General features: G+C 71.0%; 15 protein-coding genes and 1 pseudogene. 5 read left to right on the top strand and 11 right to left on the bottom strand.

The genetic code is table 11. The annotated features are described in order from the left end of the window. Both OG266_RS44275 and OG266_RS44270 read right to left on the bottom strand, forming a co-directional pair. Positions 1 to 2,193, bottom strand: a complete 2,193-nt coding sequence (locus tag OG266_RS44275) for a hypothetical protein (RefSeq protein ID WP_371552557.1) — start codon at positions 2,191 to 2,193, stop codon at positions 1 to 3. 54 nt (positions 2,194 to 2,247) lie between these two features. Next, complete coding sequence (locus tag OG266_RS44270; RefSeq protein WP_371552556.1) at positions 2,248 to 2,883, bottom strand: hypothetical protein; 636 nt, start codon at positions 2,881 to 2,883, stop codon at positions 2,248 to 2,250. Between the two features lie 315 nt (positions 2,884 to 3,198). On the opposite strand from OG266_RS44270, the gene OG266_RS44265 reads away from it, so the two are divergent. Further along, a complete protein-coding gene (locus OG266_RS44265) occupies positions 3,199 to 4,368 on the top strand; it encodes a glycoside hydrolase family 64 protein (protein WP_371553179.1) in 1,170 nt (389 codons plus the stop codon). Between the two features lie 55 nt (positions 4,369 to 4,423). Here OG266_RS44265 and OG266_RS44260 read toward each other — a convergent pair whose 3' ends face one another. Together OG266_RS44260 and OG266_RS44255 are read right to left on the bottom strand one after the other, a co-directional pair. After that, the gene (locus OG266_RS44260; protein WP_371552555.1) at positions 4,424 to 5,542 is read right to left on the bottom strand and encodes a sulfite oxidase; all 1,119 of its coding nucleotides are present in this window, start codon (positions 5,540 to 5,542) and stop codon (positions 4,424 to 4,426) included. Between the two features lie 36 nt (positions 5,543 to 5,578). Next, the gene (locus OG266_RS44255; protein WP_371552553.1) at positions 5,579 to 6,235 is read right to left on the bottom strand and encodes a TetR/AcrR family transcriptional regulator; all 657 of its coding nucleotides are present in this window, start codon (positions 6,233 to 6,235) and stop codon (positions 5,579 to 5,581) included. Positions 6,236 to 6,351: 116 nt separating this feature from the next. On the opposite strand from OG266_RS44255, the gene OG266_RS44250 reads away from it, so the two are divergent. Next, positions 6,352 to 6,915: an NAD(P)H-dependent oxidoreductase gene (locus OG266_RS44250; RefSeq protein WP_266470658.1), complete on the top strand. Its 564-nt coding sequence runs from the start codon at positions 6,352 to 6,354 to the stop codon at positions 6,913 to 6,915. 105 nt (positions 6,916 to 7,020) lie between these two features. Next, positions 7,021 to 7,698, top strand: coding sequence for an AIM24 family protein (locus OG266_RS44245; protein WP_266470656.1), 678 nt, complete (start codon positions 7,021 to 7,023; stop codon positions 7,696 to 7,698). A gap of 55 nt (positions 7,699 to 7,753) precedes the next feature. Here the strand turns inward: OG266_RS44245 and OG266_RS44240 are convergent, their stop codons facing one another. From OG266_RS44240 to OG266_RS44230, 3 genes and pseudogenes are all read right to left on the bottom strand, one after another. Next, a complete protein-coding gene (locus tag OG266_RS44240; RefSeq protein ID WP_371552551.1) occupies positions 7,754 to 9,520 on the bottom strand; it encodes a M4 family metallopeptidase in 1,767 nt (588 codons plus the stop codon). 217 nt (positions 9,521 to 9,737) lie between these two features. Further along, positions 9,738 to 10,799 (bottom strand): annotated as a pseudogene (locus tag OG266_RS44235) (polyprenyl synthetase family protein). Then, positions 10,796 to 11,911: a tetratricopeptide repeat protein gene (locus OG266_RS44230; protein WP_371553177.1), complete on the bottom strand. Its 1,116-nt coding sequence runs from the start codon at positions 11,909 to 11,911 to the stop codon at positions 10,796 to 10,798. The pseudogene OG266_RS44235 and the gene OG266_RS44230 overlap by 4 nt, the downstream one beginning before the upstream one ends. Before the next feature lie 313 nt (positions 11,912 to 12,224). Here OG266_RS44230 and OG266_RS44225 point away from each other — a divergent pair, with 313 nt between their 5' ends. Continuing rightward, positions 12,225 to 13,115, top strand: a complete 891-nt coding sequence (locus OG266_RS44225) for an aminoglycoside phosphotransferase family protein (protein WP_371552549.1) — start codon at positions 12,225 to 12,227, stop codon at positions 13,113 to 13,115. Between the two features lie 41 nt (positions 13,116 to 13,156). Here the strand turns inward: OG266_RS44225 and OG266_RS44220 are convergent, their stop codons facing one another. Both OG266_RS44220 and OG266_RS44215 read right to left on the bottom strand, forming a co-directional pair. Beyond that, positions 13,157 to 14,095, bottom strand: a complete 939-nt coding sequence (locus OG266_RS44220; protein ID WP_371552547.1) for a sigma-70 family RNA polymerase sigma factor — start codon at positions 14,093 to 14,095, stop codon at positions 13,157 to 13,159. 10 nt (positions 14,096 to 14,105) lie between these two features. Next, complete coding sequence (locus tag OG266_RS44215) at positions 14,106 to 15,296, bottom strand: NAD(P)/FAD-dependent oxidoreductase (protein WP_371552545.1); 1,191 nt, start codon at positions 15,294 to 15,296, stop codon at positions 14,106 to 14,108. A 162-nt stretch (positions 15,297 to 15,458) separates the two neighbouring features. Here OG266_RS44215 and OG266_RS44210 point away from each other — a divergent pair, with 162 nt between their 5' ends. Continuing rightward, positions 15,459 to 16,085 carry an alpha-ketoglutarate-dependent dioxygenase AlkB gene (locus OG266_RS44210; protein ID WP_371552543.1) on the top strand — a complete coding sequence of 209 codons (627 nt, stop codon included), beginning with the start codon at positions 15,459 to 15,461 and terminating at the stop codon, positions 16,083 to 16,085. A gap of 12 nt (positions 16,086 to 16,097) precedes the next feature. Here OG266_RS44210 and OG266_RS44205 read toward each other — a convergent pair whose 3' ends face one another. Continuing rightward, positions 16,098 to 16,703 carry a TetR family transcriptional regulator gene (locus OG266_RS44205; RefSeq protein WP_329549612.1) on the bottom strand — a complete coding sequence of 202 codons (606 nt, stop codon included), beginning with the start codon at positions 16,701 to 16,703 and terminating at the stop codon, positions 16,098 to 16,100. After that, a complete protein-coding gene (locus tag OG266_RS44200) occupies positions 16,700 to 18,145 on the bottom strand; it encodes an MFS transporter (RefSeq protein ID WP_371552541.1) in 1,446 nt (481 codons plus the stop codon). Before OG266_RS44200 ends, OG266_RS44205 begins: the two co-directional genes overlap by 4 nt. Positions 18,146 to 18,203 lie beyond the last annotated feature (58 nt).

Here is an 18,203-nt window from a genome sequence, read left to right as displayed (position 1 = left end):
TCAACGGCCCTGGACGCGCTCGGCGTTGAGCGCGTCCACGGCGCCCTCCGTGTCCCCGATCGTGGTGTAGTCCACGGCGATGAAGTTCACCGGCCGGCCGCGCTCCCGCTCACAGGCGTGGACGCGCTCCAGCACGTCGTCACGCCGGTTGACCTGCCCCGCGTCCAGTCGGCTGCCGCCGTCGATGGTGATGAAGTGGTTGAGGAGGAAGAGCCGTTTGTCGGTGCCTCCCCGGTGGGGTCCGCAGGTCATCTCCTGCGGGGTCCGGAAGGCGAAGGGGGTTTCCATCCCGTACCGGTAGAAGTTCCGGTACCAGGGCGCCGGTCCGTCGGCCCGCTCGGCGAAGACGACGAGGCGGTGGTCGTCGTCGATCATCTCGCCGAGGGTGGGCCACGGACGGTTGGGATCCTCGTCCGGGGTGTACAACAGGTCGTTCAGACCGGCCTGTTGGACGGCATCCGCGGTGTCGGCACCACTGATGTCGTCCTGCACGATCAGGGTCAGGACCTCGGACGGGTGGGCGCGCAGCCAGTCCCCCAACTCCCGCAGGGTGGGCACCAGTTCAAGGGCGCCCGCCCGGCACACCGAGTGACACAGCCACAGACCCTCGCGGGGCGGGTTGAACCGGTTGACCGCGTCCTCGATCTGCGCGCGCAGCTCGGGCGGGAAGTCGGATTCGGCCAGCCGCCGGGTGATGTCCTCGGGGCGTTCCCAGTGGTAGGTGTCGATCTGCAACGCCCGTACCCCGTCGTTCAGTTGGCCGGTGATGTCGGGGTCCTGGAGGGGGCCGATGAATCGGTCGGCCGTCGTCGACATGGCGTTGTGCGAGGTGACCTGGGCGAGTTCGTCGTAGGGCAGGTCGCACAGCCGGGTGCTGCCCTGGCAGACGCGGACGCCCTGGCCGGCGAAGGCGAGCGGGACCAGCGCGACGCCGGCCAGGGCGACGGCCGTGACTCCGAGCGCCGGGGCGAGGTGTGCGCGGCGCGTGGCGAAGGGTTCCGGGCGCCGCTCGGCCGCCCAGGCGAGGGCGACGAGGAGGGCGCCTGCGGTGATGGGCACCAGGGCTGTCGTCGCGGCCACGGTCAGCAGGCGGTCGAACGCGGCGCTCTGCACATCTTCGACCAGGCGCGACACCGCTTCGGGCCAGGAGGCGGAGGTACCCACCACCTGACGGCCGGTCACGAGGCCGAGGATCAGCGCGGCCAGGGCGGCGATCAGGCCACCGGCCGCGAGCGCCCAGCCCAGTTGCCGCAGCCCCCGCGGCACGCTCCTCGGCCCCGTGAACCAGAGCACGGCGAGGGAGGCGGCCGCGAGCAGCAGGGCCAGCGGTTCCACGACGTCCAGGGCGAGACGGGTCACGGCGCGAACGTGCTGGAGTGTCCCGTCGGTCTCGTCGATGTCGGCGGAGATGTTCCAGGTGTTGCCGTCGGCGACGCCTCGAAGATGGTCCGCGGCTTCGCGGGTGCGGTCGGAGAAGACCACGGGCCCGACGGCGGCGAGCGCCCCGGCGACGTTCCCGTTCTCCAGCGCCACCTCGATGTCGGGGCGTAGCGCGGACCGCTCCGCCGGAGGTACGAGCCCCAGGAGTGTCTCGGTGGCGGCCGCCGCCTGCTCCTCGGAGAGGGAGAGCACGGGCAGCCACGCGGGTGCCTCGCCCTTGGCCAGGCGGTCCATGGACTGGCCGAGGTTGGTCCGGAACTGTGCGAAGTCGGCCACCTGCCGCTCCTGGAGCGAGGCGACCAGATCGCCGAAGTAGATCTGGGCGAGGTCCCCGATGTTCGCGGTCAGCGGCCTCAGGTCGACCGAGAGGCTCAGCGGATTCTCGTCGCCGCGCAGGTAGGCGATGAGGTGCCGGACCTGTGCGTCGACGAGCGCGCGAAGTGTCTCGGGCGGCAGGACGGTCTTCAGGTTGGAGGTGACCAGCGCTTCCGGGACGGGGAGCTGTCCGAGCAGGTCGCGGGTGACGGGCGCGACCGCGGGGTCGACCAGCACCTGATCGAAAACCCGGTCGTACGCGTGCTGGTCGTCGAGTGCGCTGCGGTAGAAGCCGGCGTTGAGAACGGTGAAGCGGGCGGTCGCCGTCGCCGTCACGACCACGACGCACACGACGGCCAGCACCCAGGCCACCAGGCGCACCGCGCGCACCCCTCTGCCGGCCCCGCCCACGCTCCGCTGCTCAGGGGTTGCGGCCATGCCCATGCCTCAATGCTCCGCCGACCGGGGCGGGGCGGCGAGCCGGGCGCCGGGTCAGTATCGCTGGGCCTTGGCCAGCCGAGCGGTCAGCTTGGGCTCGACGGGCGACCTGCTGATGGCGACGGGCTCGGCCCGCTTGCCGGGTTCGAGGTCCTGCGCTCCGACGAACCTGGTCTCCACGACCTTGCCGTCGGAGTCCTCGAAGTCGACCTGCACGGCGTACGAGGCCTTCTTGTCGGTCTTGTTGGTGATGGCGACGAGCACGGCGAGGAGCCCGCCGGTCTGCGCTCTGGGCAACCCGGTGATGGCGACTTCCGACGTCGCGTTGCCGGAGCCCTGCACGTTCTTCAGCTCCGCCTCCGCAGCCTTACTGGCCCGCGCCGTGTCGGCCGAGACCGAGGCCGCGAACTCGGATGCCGCGGCCGATACGGAGGAGGCCGCCGCCGACGCGGAGGCGCGGGCGGAATCGATGACCGAGGCGCCTGCCGAGGCGAGGGCGGACGGCGCCGTCCCCGTGAAGGAGGACTCGTTCGGCGCGGTGGGGCGCGGGCTGACGGAGGCACCGCTGTCGTTGCCGCTGTCCGTGCTGCACGAGACGAGCGCGGCGCCGCACGCGAGGGTGGCCAGGAGGGCGGCGGTCCTGCGTGATCGGCTCGATCGGCCGGTGCCGGAGGGGATGCGTCTGGTCATGGGGGCTCGTCCTCTTCCTGCCGTACGGGACTCCCCCATGCTCGGTGCCGGTGCCGGGCGGCGCGAACGGCGCGGGCCCATTGGAGTGCCGGGCGGCTTTCCGGACGACGGCAGTGCCGTTCTTCGGACGACGGCGGTGCCACTTCCTGGCGGACATGGGCCGTGAAGCGACCGCCCCAAAATTGGACCAGACCAATACTGCAGAAAGCGTTGACATGTACGCAGCCCGGCGGAACTCTGAGAGCGCTCTCACAAAGACCGGAGGCCCCCACCCGAAGGAGGAAGAGCGTGTTCGGAAAACTCAGATGGCGGTCCATGGCGGTGGCCGCGGCCACCCTCGCCGCGGCTCTGTTCACGTTTGGGGCCCCGTCCGGGGCCGAGGCCGCCGTCCCGGCGACCATCCCGCTGAAGATCACCAACAACTCGGCCCGCGGCGACGCGGTCTACATCTACAACCTCGGAACACTGCTGACGACCGGTCAGCAGGGCTGGGCCGACGCGAACGGCACCTTCCACGCCTGGCCCGCCGGCGGCAATCCGCCGACGCCCGCGCCTGACTCGTCGATCGCAGGACCGGCGAACGGGCAGTCCAAGACGATCCGGATGCCCAAGTTCTCCGGCCGGGTCTACTTCTCCTACGGGCAGAAGCTGGACTTCCGGCTCACCACCGGCGGTCTGGTGCAGCCGGCCGTGCAGAATCCGAGCGACCCGAACCGCAACATCCTCTTCAACTGGTCCGAGTACACGCTCAATGACGCCGGTCTGTGGATCAACAGCACACAGGTGGACATGTTCTCGGCCCCGTACGCCGTCGGAGTGCAGCTGGCCGACGGTTCGACGAAGAACACCGGTCACCTCAAGGCGGGTGGGTACAACGGGTTCTTCAACGCGCTGCGAGGTCAGCCGGGCGGCTGGGCGAACCTGATTCAGACCAAGCCGGACGGCACCGTCCTGCGGGCCCTCGCTCCCGGTCATGGAGTCCAGGTGGGCGCGCTGCCCAGCACGGTCATGAACGACTACATCAACCGCGTCTGGCAGAAGTACACGTCGTCGACGCTGACGGTGACGCCGTTCACCGACCAGCCGAACACGAAGTACTTCGGCCGGGTCTCGGGGAACGTCATGAACTTCACCAACAGCGCCGGAGCGGTCGTCACCAGCTTCCAGAAACCCGACGCCGACAGCATCTTCGGCTGCTACAAGCTCCTCGACGCCCCCAACGACCTGGTGCGCGGCCCGATTTCACGCACGCTGTGCGCGGGCTTCAACCGCTCCACGCTCCTGGTCAACCCCAACCAGCCGGACACCAGCTCGGCGAACTTCTACCTGGACACGGTGACCAACCACTACGCCCGTAAGATCCACGCGCAGATGGCCGACGGCAAGGCCTACGCGTTCGCCTTCGACGACGTCGGCGCCCACGAGTCGCTCGTGCACGACGGCAATCCGCAACAGGCCTACATCACCCTGGACCCGTTCAGCTGACAGGGCCTGCGGACGGCCGGGGTGGTTGTGCGACTCCGGCCGTCCGTACGGGGGTTCAGTCAGGGGCCACGCAGAGCACGGGAACCCGCTGGACGAGGTTGACCGCGAAGCCTCCCCGGTTCCACGGCTGTTCCAGCGGCTGCGTGTGCCCCTCCGCGTCGGTGGCCCGCGCGCTGAGTACATGACTGCCGGGGCTTGCCGTCCAGGAGAATCGCCAAGTCCGCCAGGACCACCGGTGCTTGTCGGCCGGGTCCAACTCCGCCTCGTACCACCCGCGTCCGTCGTCCGTGCTCACCTCGACCCGGGCGACCGGCGCCCGCCCGGACCAGGCCCGTCCCTCCAGCGGCACGGCGCCGGGCCGCACCACCCGCGCCCTGGACATGAAATCCGGGAAGCCGGGCGGGACGAGCAGGGCTCGCGGGGCGATCCGGGTGACCGGTTCGCCCTCGTCCCCGGCGTCCTGCCGGAGCCGGTAGGCCACGGCCTGCTGGAAGCCGGTGAACGGTGTGTCGGTCACCGTGATGTCACGCAGCCACTTCACATGCGCCATGCCGTACCAGCCGGGCACCACCAGCCGCAGCGGACGCCCGTGCTGCGGCGGCAGCGGGGCGCCGTTCATCTCGTACGCCACCAGAACCTCGGGCTCACCGCCGGTGGCCACGTCCAGCGGAAGCGCGCGCCGGTAGTCCTGCTCGACGCCTCGCTCGACCCCGTGGTCGGCGCCGGTGAACACCACGTCCACCGCCCCGGCCCCAACTCCGGCCTCCGCGAGCAGCACCCGCAGCGGCACACCGGTCCACTCCGCCGTACCGACCGCCTCGACCAGCCACGGCTGGCTCACCGGCCGTGGCGTCAGCAGGGCCCGGCCATTGCCCGCGCACTCCATGGTCACCCGCTGGGTCACCGCGGGATACGACTTCAGCTCGTCCATTGCGAGTACCAGCGGCTGCCGCACCCGACCCCCCAGGTCCAGTCGCCACGAGGAGTCCTCGGTGTACGGGATGTCGTAGTGCGTCAGCACGTAGTGCAGCCCCGGAGGAGTCACGTCGTACCGCAGGGCCTCCAGTGGCAGCCCATGGTTCCGGGCGGCGAGGGCCAGCTCCTGCCTGCTGATGCCCTCACCTGCCCCGGCCACCTGGGCAGGCCCGCTCACGTCTTCAAGGCGATGCGCCATGCCCGTATTGTCCTCCCGAGCCGCGGGGTACCGCTATCAGACGGTGGCGGTGCTCCGGTTGACGAGGTCGTGCCAGCCGGACTCCAGGCGTTCGAGCGGCATGCCGCACTGGCGGGTCAGGTGGTTGATCAGGGCCGGCTCCAGATATCCCATGAGCGTCTGGGCGATGAGCTCGGTGTCCGCGGCCGGGACCGCCTGGCGGAGCAGCATCGCGACATGCATGAGGCGGACGCGATAGGGGGCCAGGCTGAAGCGGCGGGTGACGTCCGATTCGGCGCAGGCGAGGTACAGGTCGAGCTGGTCGGACATCTGACGCAGGGCGCCGATACCGAAGGCATGCAGACGCTCCACCGGTGAGGCGCCGGGGCCCATCGGGGGCGGGCCGCTGAGGAACGCGGCCTGGAACTGCTGCTCGGTGTGGTCCAGGAGCGCCATCAGCAGGCCGGTGCGGTCGCCGAACCGCCGGAAGACGGTTCCCTTGCCGACCGATGCCGCGCAGGCGACGGCCTCCATCGTCACGTTGGCCACCCCGCGCTCCTCGACCAGCCGGGCGGCGGCCTCCAGCAGACGGGCACGGTTGCGCGCGGCGTCGGCGCGCAGCTGCGGCGCGCCGCCCCGGGGCGCTAGTTCCATCAGAACCGGCTCGTCGGACGGTTCCTGTCGCTTCGGGAAGGGCGGCAGTGGGGTGGACATGAATGCAGCGTAACGGCACAGACGGACAACTGGACTGCGGTCCGCTTCAGTGATACAACTTTAAACGGACCTTGGTCCGCTTTGTTGCCGCAATGTTTCAGCTTCGGGAGTTATCCATGTCCGTACAGATCCTCGCTCTCGTCGGCAGCCTGCGCGCCGGCTCGCACAACCGCCAGCTCGCCGAGGCGGCCGTCAAGCTCGCCCCCGAGGGCGCCGAGGTCGAGCTCTTCGAGGGCCTGGCCGAGGTCCCCTTCTACAACGAGGACATCGACGTCGAGGGCAGCGTGCCCGCCGCCGCTGCCCGTCTGCGTGAGGCCGCGGGCCGCGCCGACGCCTTCCTCCTCTTCTCGCCGGAGTACAACGGCACGATTCCGGCCGTGCTCAAGAACGCCATCGACTGGCTGTCCCGCCCGTACGGCGCCGGCGCCTTCACCGGCAAGCCGGCCGCCGTGGTCGGCACCGCTTTCGGCCAGTTCGGCGGCGTGTGGGCGCAGGACGAGGCCCGCAAGGCCGTGGGCATCGCCGGCGGCACCGTCCTCGAGGACGTCAAGCTGTCCATCCCGGGCTCCGTGACCCGCTTCGCCGACACGCACCCGGTTGACGACACCGAGGTCGCCGCTCAGCTCACCGAGGTCATCCACGCCCTCTTCGGCCAGGCCGGTACGCCCGCCGCCGCCTGACAACTCCCGTGAAAGGCCGGTCCGGTTGACCCGGGCCGGCCTTTCATGTGTCTCCAGGTCGCCGAGATCCTGGCGGAACGCGACCCTCCGGGACAGGATGCCCGCATGAAGGGTGATCTCTTTTCCAGTGACCACATGGTGCAGTCCGCCGTAGCGCCGGGCATGACCATCCAGAACGCCAAGTCGATCAAGTACGCCGTCAACGGCGACATGCTCGCGCGCCAGGGGGCGATGATCGCCTACCGGGGGAATCTGCAGTTCGAGCGCAAGGGCCAGGGCGTCGGCGGCATGCTCAAACGGGCCGTCACCGGTGAGGGACTGCCGCTGATGACCGTCCGCGGGCAGGGCGAGGCCTGGTTCGCGCACGAGGCGCAGAACTGTTTCATCGTCGACATAGAGCCGGGCGACGTGTTCACCGTCAACGGGCGCAATGTGCTGTGCTTCGACGCCACGGTGTCCTACGAGATAAAGACCGTGAAGGGCGCGGGCATCTCGGGCGGCGGGCTCTTCAACAGCGTCTTCACCGGCCATGGCAAGCTCGGTCTTGTCTGCGAGGGCAACCCGCTGGTCATCCCCGTCTCACCGCAGCAGCCGGTGTTCGTCGACACGGACGCGATCGTCGGCTGGACCGCCAATCTGCACACCTCGCTGCACCGTTCGCAGTCGATCGGCTCGATGATCCGCGGCGGCTCCGGTGAGGCCGTGCAGCTCAAGCTGGAGGGCGAGGGGTACGTCGTCGTACGGCCCAGCGAGGCGACACCGCAGAAGGCTCAGCAGCACTAGAACGGGAACGGCGAAGGGTGCCCCCCTCTGTGGCGGGGCACCCTCATGTCTTCCGTTACCGCCCGTTGGCAGCGGTGACATTGACCGCGGCCCAGGCCTTGGCCACCGTCTTGTACTCCGTGCTGCTCGCTCCGTACATGTCGGCGGCGGCCTTGAGCGTGGCCTTCCGCGCGTCGTGGAAGTCGGTCGTGGAGACCATGTAGCGGGTGAGCGCGCGGTAGAAGATCGCCGTGGCCTTGGCACGTCCGATGCCGGTTACCCGCGAACCGTCGTACGTGGGCGAGTCGTACGTGACGCTGCCGATCGTCTTCCTGCCGCTGCCCTCGGCGAGCAGGTAGTACGCGTGCGAGGAGACGCCGGAGCCCGCGTGGACCTCGGTGTCGTAGGCCTCGGGCGACCAGTAGTCGACGGCGCCTTCCAGCTTGTCCAGGGACGGTTGGTCGAGGCGGCGCAGGAACTTCTGCGCCAGGCCGAGCTTCTCGCCCACCAGGTAATTGGGCGGGTTCTTGGGGTTGTTGGCGGAGAACTCGACCGCCGAGCCGAAGATGTCGGCGAGGGACTCGTTCAGCGAGCCCGGCTCGCCGTACTGGTTGCCGTCCTGGTCCACGCGGGTGGGTTCGAGGGCGGCGGTCGCGTCGACGACGCCGTGGGTCAGCTCGTGCCCTGTGACGTCGAGGACGACCAGCGGCTTCTTGAGCATGTCGCCGTCTCCGTCGCCGTACAGCATGCAGCCGCACGTCGAGTCCCAGAAGGCGTTGCCGACCTTGTTGCCGAAGTGGACCATCGCGCGGGCGCCGGCGCTGTTGTTCTTGATGCCCTTGCGGCCGAAGGTCGCCTTGTAGAAGTCCAGGGTCTTGGTGATGCCGTACTGGGCGTCGACCGCGGCGGTGACCCGGCTGGAGGTGGCCCCGTTGCCCCATTTGTTGTCGGCGTCGGTGAACTTCTTGCCGCGCGCGAAGGCTTCCAGTTCCTGGCCTCTGGCGTCCCGGGTCTCGGTGTTCCACCGGGTGGGGTCCTTGAGGAGGTAACTGGTGCGCGCGGTACGGGTGGTGGTCAGCGTCACCTTGCCGGCGAAGAGGGAGGCGCCGGTGCCGGTGGCCTTGACGGGGTACGTCGTGGCAGCTGTCGCGCCGAGTAGTCCGGTCGGCCGGGCCGACGTGCCCGTCTCGGGGTTCAGCTGCTCGCCACGCTCGCGCAGCGTCTCTCCCAGGGTCGGCGAGATGAACTCGTCGCTGTCGGGAGTGTTGCTGCGTATCCGGCCGGACCCGGCGTCCACCACTACCGTGCGGGAGCCGCCGGCCTCGGCCGTGTCGCTGTCCGTCACCCGCACCTGGTACGCGAGTGCGGCCGCGCCGTCACGGGCGTCGACGACGAGCTCGGCGGCGCCCGCGTCGCCCTTCGCGACCGTGGCGGCCTTCTGCTCGGCCTGCTGCGGCGTCAGTTTCGCCTCGGTGGTTTCCGGCTCGACGGCATGGTCGGCGGCCCGGGTCACGCCGAGGTAGTCGGACTGCTTGCCGAGGTGGACGACCAGGTCGCCGCCGAGGACCGGCATACCGAGGTGGGTGCGGACGAAGCGGACGTGCTGCTTGCCGTCCGGGTCCGTCATGACGTCCTTGGCCTGCAGGGTGTCGCCTTGGCCGACGCCGGTGGCCGACGCGTGGGCGAACGCGGCCGCCCGGGCGGCGTCCACCGGTGATGAGACCGAAGCCGCGGCGCGTACCGACGAGTCGGGCGCGGCCGCGAAGGCGGGGCCGGTCGGGAGCGTGACGGCCGTCGTCACCGCGACGGCGATCGCCACGCGGCGTATGTGGGGTCTACGCACTGTTTTCCTTCGAACAGGGGCGGCCGGGGTCGCCAACCGCCCTGACGCACGGCACCGTTGGGCGCCGTGGGGACTGTCGGGCCCCGGGGCGACAGATGTTCGAGGAGATGGGGAGGTTGCCTGGTGGGGTGCGTTGACACGTGCATGTGACCGAGGTCGCAGCGCGCCTCCGGCCCACGATGGAGTTCAGGCGGGCGGGACCGGAGGCGAAGTCGTGTCAGATCACACGGTGAGCGAGCGACGACAGCAAGGTGCGCAGGTCACGGGCGGGGCGCGGAGCGAGGGGCGCGCTCGCCAGGAGTGTGTGCGCGGCGCCGAGATGGCGCCGGGCTTCGCGCAGGGCGGCGGAACGGCCGCCCGCCTGCTCGACGAGCGTCGCGGCCCGGCGGACGGCGGTGTCGTCGAGGGCGGCCCGGGAGGCGAGGAGTTCGGCCAGTGCGCGGTGGTCGGGTCCGTGCAGGGCCGCGAGGACCGGGAGCGTCTTCTTTCCCTGCCGCAGATCGCTGTGGACCGGTTTGCCGGTGACCGCCGGGTCTCCCCAGATACCCAGCAGGTCGTCGGCGATCTGGAAGGCCACGCCCAGATGACGTCCGGCGCTGTCCAGAGCCTGCGCCGTCTCCCTTGGCGCTCCCGCCAGTTGAGCACCCAGGGCCAGTGCACAGCCGAGCAGGGCGCCGGTCTTGTGCTCGGCCATCCGCTCGTACTCCCCCACGTCCACCGCGTCGGGGCCGGTCCAGGGCCGGTGGGCGAACAGCAGGTCGTCCGCCTGGCCACGGACCAGATCGCCGAGGGCCGTGGTCAGATGGCGTACGGCGCTGGCACCGTGCTGAGTCGCGGGCGCCGCGGTGAGGGTCTGCACGGCCAGGGCGAACAGCGCGTCCCCCGCGAGAACGGCGGGGCCCGTGCCGTACGCCTTCCACACCGGGGCGGCCCCGGCGCAGTGCGTCGCCGTCCATGATGTCGTCGTGCAACAGCGAGAAGGTGTGCACCAGTTCCACGGCGACCGCGCCCGGCACACCCGCGTCGGCGGGGCGCCGGCCGCCTCCGCACCCAGGACGGCCAGCGCCTGCCGGACGCCCTTGCCCTGGTTGTGCGTCGCGGGGGCGCCGCCCACCTCGCAGCGGCCCAGCGCGTATCCGGCCATCTCCGCCACCCAGGGGTGCAGTCCGCCGATCGCCTCCACCAGTGCGGGGGCGACGAGTTCGCGGCAGCGGTGCAGGATCTGCGGGGCGGCGGGGGCGTCCGGCGGTGACTGCCGGGACGCGGACAGGAGCGTCATCGTGCGACCTCCGTGCCTGCGCCGTCGGCCGAGTGGGCCATGACGTCCACGTCATCCGCGCCCGTGCCCTGCACGGCGGAGGGCAGGAGACCGAGGCCGAGTTCCGTCCGTGCCCGCTCGACCATCCGCCCGGCGTGGCGCAGTCCGATGCTCTCCAGTACGCGGGCCAGTTCGGCCAGATCCGTGGCGGTCTCGGCGCGGTCGCGGCCGAGGCGGGCCAGGGACTTGACCAGGCCGAGTCGGGCAAGGGCCTGCCCGCGGGGCTCGCTCATCGCCTCGAACTCCGCCAGCGCCTGTGCGTAGACGTCGCGCGCCTGCTCGTAACGCCCGGCTCGGTAAAGGACGTTGCCGCGCATCTTGTGGTTGTAGGCGAGCGCACCGGACAGGTTCATCGCACGGCAGGACGTCTCCGCCTCGCTCAGCAGCTCCAGCGCGCGGTCGGGGTCCTGGTCGCGTACGGAGACGATGTCCGCGAGCCCGCGCAGGGCCCAGGCGTGACCGCGCCGGTCCTCGGCGCGCGCGGCGATCTGGGCCGCCTCCTCGAACATGGCGTACGCCGTGTCGTAGGCGCCGGTGTTGCGGTGTATCTGCGCGATGCCCTCCAGGGCCCATACGGTGTGGCGGGCCTCGCCGCGCTTGCGTGCCTCGGCCAGGAGTTGTTCGTGCAGTTCGGTCACGGCTGCGTAGTCGCCCTGGATGCGGCCGGTCTCCGCCAGCCCCGCCAGGGAGTAGCCGCGCACCACGACGTCCCCGGCGTGCTCGCCGAGTTCGGCGGCCAGCCGCAGCAGCCGCCATGCCAGCGGGAACGCGCCGCGCTGCCTGGCCAGCGTGCCGCCGCTCCACAGCGCCCACGCCATCGCCCCCTCGTCCCCCGCCTCGCGAGCGGTGCGGTAACTCGCCTTCCACGCCCGGTCGGCGTCCGCCACCTGTCCCAGACGCCGGTGCGCCTCGGCGACCGCGAGCCCCGAACGCGCCGCTTCGGCCCGGGCGCCCACGCGCTCGGCCTCGCGGAGTTGCTCGGTACCGGCCGCGAGTACGTCGGTCAGTGAGGAGTTCACGGACAGGGTGGTCAATGCGCCCTGGTACTCCGGGGCGAAGGCCTTGCCGTACATGGATGCCTTTCGGTCTGCCACCGGTCGACGCGTCGGAGCGCTGACCAGTGGTGCTGGCTTGTCGGGGCCGGCGCGCGAGACCAGTGCCTATACACCTCACGTATACGCATCATGTATACACGGAGCGTATAGTGCATCGGATTTCCATCCGGAAATCCGTCCGGGAATCCACTGCTCGGTACGGTCGGCGCGCCGCCCACTCGTTGTCGATCAAGACGACGCCGGTGGCCGCAGGGTTGCCTGGCGTTGTGAAGAAGCCCGAACCAGCCGCAGGATTGCGGTCGTTGACCTTCGACCCCGAGAGCAGGCGCTGATGTCCGCAGGCCCCATGCACGCCCACGAAGTGCCGATCGACGACTCGCTCGTACGGCGGTTGCTGGCAGCGCAGTTCCCCCGCTGGGCCGGCCTGCCGCTCAAACGCGTCACGTCGTCCGGGACCGTCAACGCCCTCTACCGGCTCGGCGACGACATGGCCGTACGCCTCCCCCGCGTCCCGGAGGGCGCCGGCGACGTGGAGAAGGAGGGACGGTGGCTGCCGCTCCTCGCTCCGCTGCTTCCGTTCGCCGTTCCCGAGATCCTCGCGACCGGAGTGCCCGGCGAGGGATACCCGTGGTCCTGGAGCGTGCTCCGCTGGCTCGAGGGCGAACTCCCCGCGCCGGACCGCCTCACCGACGCGGACGGGCTGGCCGCCGATCTCGGTCTCTTCGTCGCCGCGCTGTGGCGGGTGGACCTGCCGGGCGGGCCGCCCGCCTACCGGGGCGGACAGCTGACATCCGTGGACGACGAGACGCGCTCCTCGCTCGGCGAACTGGACGGCATGATCGACACATCCGCCGCCACGACGGCCTGGGAGGCGGCGCTGTCGGCTCCCCTCTGGACCGGGCAGGACGTGTGGCTCCATTCCGACCTGATGCCGATGAACCTCCTCACCCGCCAGGGCCGCCTCAGCGCCGTCCTCGACTTCGGCACCCTCGGCACCGGCGACCCGGCCTGTGACCTCATCCCCGCCTGGAACCTTCTCCCCGCCGGGGCGAGACCCGCCTTCCGGCACGCGACAGGCGCCGACGACGCCACCTGGGCACGCGGCCGCGGCTGGGCCCTGTCCATGGCCCTGAACCAGCTCCCGTACTACCGCACGACGAACCCCGTGATGGCCGCCAATGCCGAGCACGTGATCCGCGAGGTCCTCGCCGATCCCGAGTGAAGGTGAGCTCTAGCGATGTCCGAACTGCGTCCGATTCGGGGTCACCATGCGTCGATGACCGGCTCGTCGGGTTCACGCTGCCGCCAGGTCTCGTTGAGGCGCGCGAGCCGGTCCGCGGCGGCGATGCCGCGCAGGGACGCGACCTTGCCGTCGCTGACTTCGAACGCCACGATGCCCACGACCCGGTCGTCGACGACTGCTAGGACGGCCGGGGAGCCGTTGACCAGCGCGATGTGGATCGCGGGCGAGCCGCCGGCCAGCCGCCGCTTCGCCGGTGTGGGCTTGAAGCCGCCCCGCACGAAAGAGGCGACCCGCTCACGCGTCTCGTACCGCAACAGCCGCTGGCCCAGTCCGGCACCGTCCGAGACCGCCGTCACATCGTCGGTGAGCAGCGCCACCAGCCGTTCGGTGCGCCCCGACGTGGCGGCGACGAGGAACTCCGCGACGACCCGGCGCGCGGACGCGGGGTCGGCCTCACCCCCGCGGCGGCGTTTGGCGGCGACCCGGAACCGGGCCCGGTGGACATGCTGCTGGCTCGCGGACTCGGTGATGTCGAGGATCCCGGCGATCTCGGCATGGCTGTACGAGAAGGCCTCACGCAGGACGTAGACGGCCCGCTCGACCGGCGAGAGGCGCTCCAAAAGGGTCAGTACGGCCAAGGACACCGATTCGCGCTGTTCGAAGGTGTCGGCCGGGCCGAGCATCGGGTCGCCCTCGAGAAGTGGCTCGGGCAGCCAGGCACCGGCCGCTCGCTCGTGGCGCGCCCGCGCCGAGCGGAGCCGGTCGAGACAGAGATTGGTGACGACCCTGGTCAGCCACGCTTCCGGCACCTCCACCCGTTCGCGGTCCGCGGCCTGCCAGCGCAGGAATGTGTCCTGCACGGCGTCCTCGGCGTCGGCGGCCGAGCCGAGCAGACGGTACGCCAGAGAGGCCAGCCTGCCCCGGCTGGCCTCGAACCGATCGAGGGCTGCGCTGTCCATGCGGAACAACCTATGCGGCGACCCTCGCACCGGCCCGGTCGGGCGCGGTGGCCAGGCGGCGCCTGCGCTTCGGCATGCCGAAGGTGGGGTGGACGATGGCCCACCCGGCCCCCTTGAGCACGCCCGACTTGAGCCGCGCGGCCGTCCGGCCGCCCAGGTACCAGGACTTGGACCGGACGTCCCCGTCCACCATCTGGAAGATCGCGTCCCGCCGCCCGAGGCTGATGTGGTTGCCGTAGTACTTCAGCCCGGTGGTCGGGACCTCGCTGCCCGTCAGGCGCGCGATGATCGCGGCGGTCGCCTGCATGTTGGTGTAGCCGGCCGAGCCGCAGGACATCGGCAGCAGCCGGCCGTTGTCGCCGATCGCGTAGGCGCAGTCACCGGCGGCGTAGACGTCCGGGTGCGAGACCGAGCGCATGGTGCGGTCGACGACGATCTGGCCGGTGTCGGCGACCTCCAGGCCGCTTGCGGCAGCGATGGGGTGCACGGCGAACCCGGCCGCCCACACGGTCACATCGGCCGGGATGGACGTACCGTCCGCGGCGATCGCCCGTGTCGGCTCGACGGCTTCGATGCCGGTGTGCTCGTGGACGGTGATGCCGAGCCGGTCGAAGGCCTGGCGCAGGTGACGGCGGGCCTTCGGGGAGAGCCAGGCGCCCAGCTCGCCGCGCGCGGCGAGCGCGACCGAGAGGTCGGGCCGGGACTCGGCGAACTCGGTGGCGGTCTCGATGCCGGTCAGCCCCTCACCGACGACCAGCACGGTGCCGCCCCCGCCCAGGCCGGCCAGGCGCTCGCGCAGACGCAGCGCCGAGGACCGGCCGGTCACATCGAAGGCGTACTCGGCCACGCCGGGGACGCCATGGTGGGCCACGGAGCTGCCGAGCGCGTAGAGAAGCGTGTCGTACGCGAGCTCGCCGTCGCCGTCCTCGCCGGTCACGGCGACGGTCCTGCGCTCGGGGTCGACGCCGGTGACGCGCGCCAGGCGCAGCCGCACCCCGGTGCCCGCGAAGACGTCCGCGAGCGTGCGGAACGCGAGGTCCTGGCCGATCGCGAGCTGGTGGAGTCGCATCCGCTCAACAAAGTCGGGCACGGCGTTCACGACGGTGATCTCGATGTCGGCGGCCGAGAGCCGGCGTGCCAGGTTTCCGGCGGCGAAGGCCCCGGCATATCCGGCGCCGAGTACGACGATGCGGTGCTTCATGGCGTTTCTCCTGTCTCGTTCGCGTGCCCCTTGAACGAGACGGCGCCCCGATTGCTGACAAGAGCCGGATGTGACGCGGGTCACCGAACCAGGCGTCGCAGTGAGCCTCCTGCCCCCTAACCCGCATGGAACATACATTCGATTCCGGAGTACGCTGAATCCATGTCCACGCACCTCCAGGGCTCCCTCTTCGACCAGACCGACGAGCCGCACCTCACCCCGCTGAAGGGGATGCGCCGGACCACGCTGGGCCACGGCGCCTGGATCGACCTGCTGCCCGGGTGGCTCGGCGGGGCCGACGCCCTGTTCGACCGGCTCCTCTCCGACGTGCCGTGGCGGGCCGAGCGGCGGCAGATGTACGAGCAGGTGGTGGACGTACCGAGACTGCTCGCCTACTACGCCGACGGCGACGCGCTGCCGCATCCGGTTCTCGACGAGGCGCGGGACGCCCTGTCCGCGCACTACGCCGCCGAGCTCGGTGAACCGTTCACCACGGCCGGGCTCTGCTACTACCGCGACGGCCGCGACAGCGTGGCCTGGCACGGGGACCGGATCGGGCGTGGCGCGCGCGAGGACACCATGGTCGCCATCCTCTCCGTGGGCGCCCCGCGCGATCTGCTGCTGCGTCCGCGCAACGGAGGGGACACCGTGCGGCACCCTCTCGGGCACGGCGACCTGATCGTGATGGGCGGCTCCTGCCAGCGCACCTGGGAGCACGCCATCCCCAAGTCGGCGCGGGCGGCGGGACCTCGGATCAGCGTCCAGTTCCGCCCGCACGGGGTGAACTGAGCCGCCCGTTCCTCACACCGGGCGCGTGAGGTGGGCCTGCACCGTGGGGCCGTACCGGTCGACGATGTCCTCGATCGCGGTCGCACGCAGACTGGTGCCGCGGGCGATGCCGTACATGACGCCGAGGCCTAGCAGCGTGCTGACGGCGAGTTCGGCGCGCAGGCCCGCGTCGGGGCCGGTGAGGCGTTCGGCGAGCCGGTCGCTGACCTGGGTGCGGAAGTTGGCGCGCAGTATGTCGCCCTGCTCGCCCTGGAGCGGGGCGAAGACGATCCGCAGGATGGGATCGGCGCCGCGCTCGGTCTGGCCGACCAGCAGATGGCGGACCATGTGCCGGCCGAGGTCCTCCAGCGGCGCGTCCAGCAGCGCGGCCGTGTCGGAGTCGAAGGACATGACACGCGCGAACAGCGCGTCCTTGTTTCCGAAGTACTTGAGGATCAGCGGCGGGCTCACCCCGGCCCGGTCGGCGACCGCCTTGAGCGTGATGTCCGCGTGGGCGCGGCGGGCCAGTAGATGGCGGGCCGCGCGGAGGATGGCCGCCTTCGTCGCCTCGGCGTCGCGGCGCGGCGCGGCGGTGGCGGATGCCGTGAGACCGGGGGGCGGGGTGGTCACGGTACTCATGCTCCTTCGAGTGCCTCGTCGCGGGACACTTCGGTACGGTCGCGGGCACGTTCGGTGTCACGGGAGGCGGGGTCGGCGGGTATCGCAAGCGCGGCGGCGCAGGCCACCAGGGCGACCGTACCCGCCATGGCGAAGGCCAGCAGATAGCCGTGCAGCGTGGGCACCGGGGCGCCCCCGATGAGGCTGGTGTGGTGGACGAGCACGGCGGCGACGGCGGCGCTGCACACGGCCTGGCCGATGGTCCGCATCAGGACGTTGACGCCGTTCGCGGACGCGGTCTGCCCGGCGGGCACGGCGCGGATGATGAGGGTGGGCAGGGCCGAGTAGGCGAAGGTCGTTCCGATCGACACGACCGTGGCACCCAGGATGATCGCCCACAGGTCGCGGCTGTCCGCGATGCGCAGGACATAGCCGAGGGCGATGACCCCGGCGCCGATGGCCAGCGTCACACGCGGGCCGCGGTTGGTGGAGATGCGCGCCGAGACGGGCGAGAGCAGCAGCATGGTCACACCGCCGGGCAGCAGGCACAGGCCGGTCGCCACGATGGACAGCCCGAGCCCGTAGCCGGTGGCCTCGGGCGCCTGCACGAGTTGTGCGGTCACCAGGGTGTTCGAGTAGAAGGCGAAGCCGGTCAGAAGCGCCGCCAGGTGCGGCAGCGCGACGCGCGGGCGGGTGGCCAGCTTCAGGTCGACCAGGGGTCGTTCGGCGCGACGCTGCTGCACCCACCACAGGGTCAGGACGACCGCGCAGGCCACGAACAGGCCCAGGATCCGGGGGCTGCCCCAACCCCACTGGCCGCCCTGCGAGACACCCAGCAGCAGACAGACCAGGCCCGCGGCGAGACCCAGCGCGCCCAGCGTGTCGAAGCGGCCCGGCTCGCGGACGGGCGACTCGCGCACCGCCCACGAGGCGAGCGCGAGACCGAGGGCGCCGAGTGCGGCCGTCGCCCAGAACATGACGTGCCAGTTGGCGTACTGGACGATCAGCGCGGCGAGCGGCAGGCCGAGGGCGGCGCCGATGCCCAGGGTGGAGCTCATCATCGCCACCGCGCTGCCCGTGCGCTCCGGCGGCAGTTCGTCCCGCAGGATGCTGATCGACAGCGGCACGACGGCCGCCGCCGCGCCCTGCAGAGCACGTGCCGCGATCAATATGCCGATGTCGGACGTGACGGCGCACACGAGCGAGCCCAGCGTCATCAGCCCGAACGCGATCAGCAGTACGCGCCGCTTGCCGTACATGTCTCCCGCCCGGCCGAGGACGGGAGTGAGCACCGCTCCGGCCAGCAGCGTCGCCGTCACCATCCAGGAGACCTCGCCCGCCGAGGCGCCCGTCAGCCGGGGAAGGTCCGGCAACAGCGGCACCACCACCGTCTGTGTGACGGCCATGACGATCGCGCCGAACGCGAGCACCGGGACCGTCAATCGCTCACGCAGAGCCGCCATGGGTACTCCAGGAGTCCAAAAAATAGGTGAATAGCAATTCACCATAGCCAGTGAATCG

This window comes from Streptomyces sp. NBC_00554 (genome assembly GCF_041431135.1).
Lineage (GTDB): Bacteria > Actinomycetota > Actinomycetes > Streptomycetales > Streptomycetaceae > Streptomyces.
This window is presented reverse-complemented; position numbering and strand designations above follow the sequence as displayed.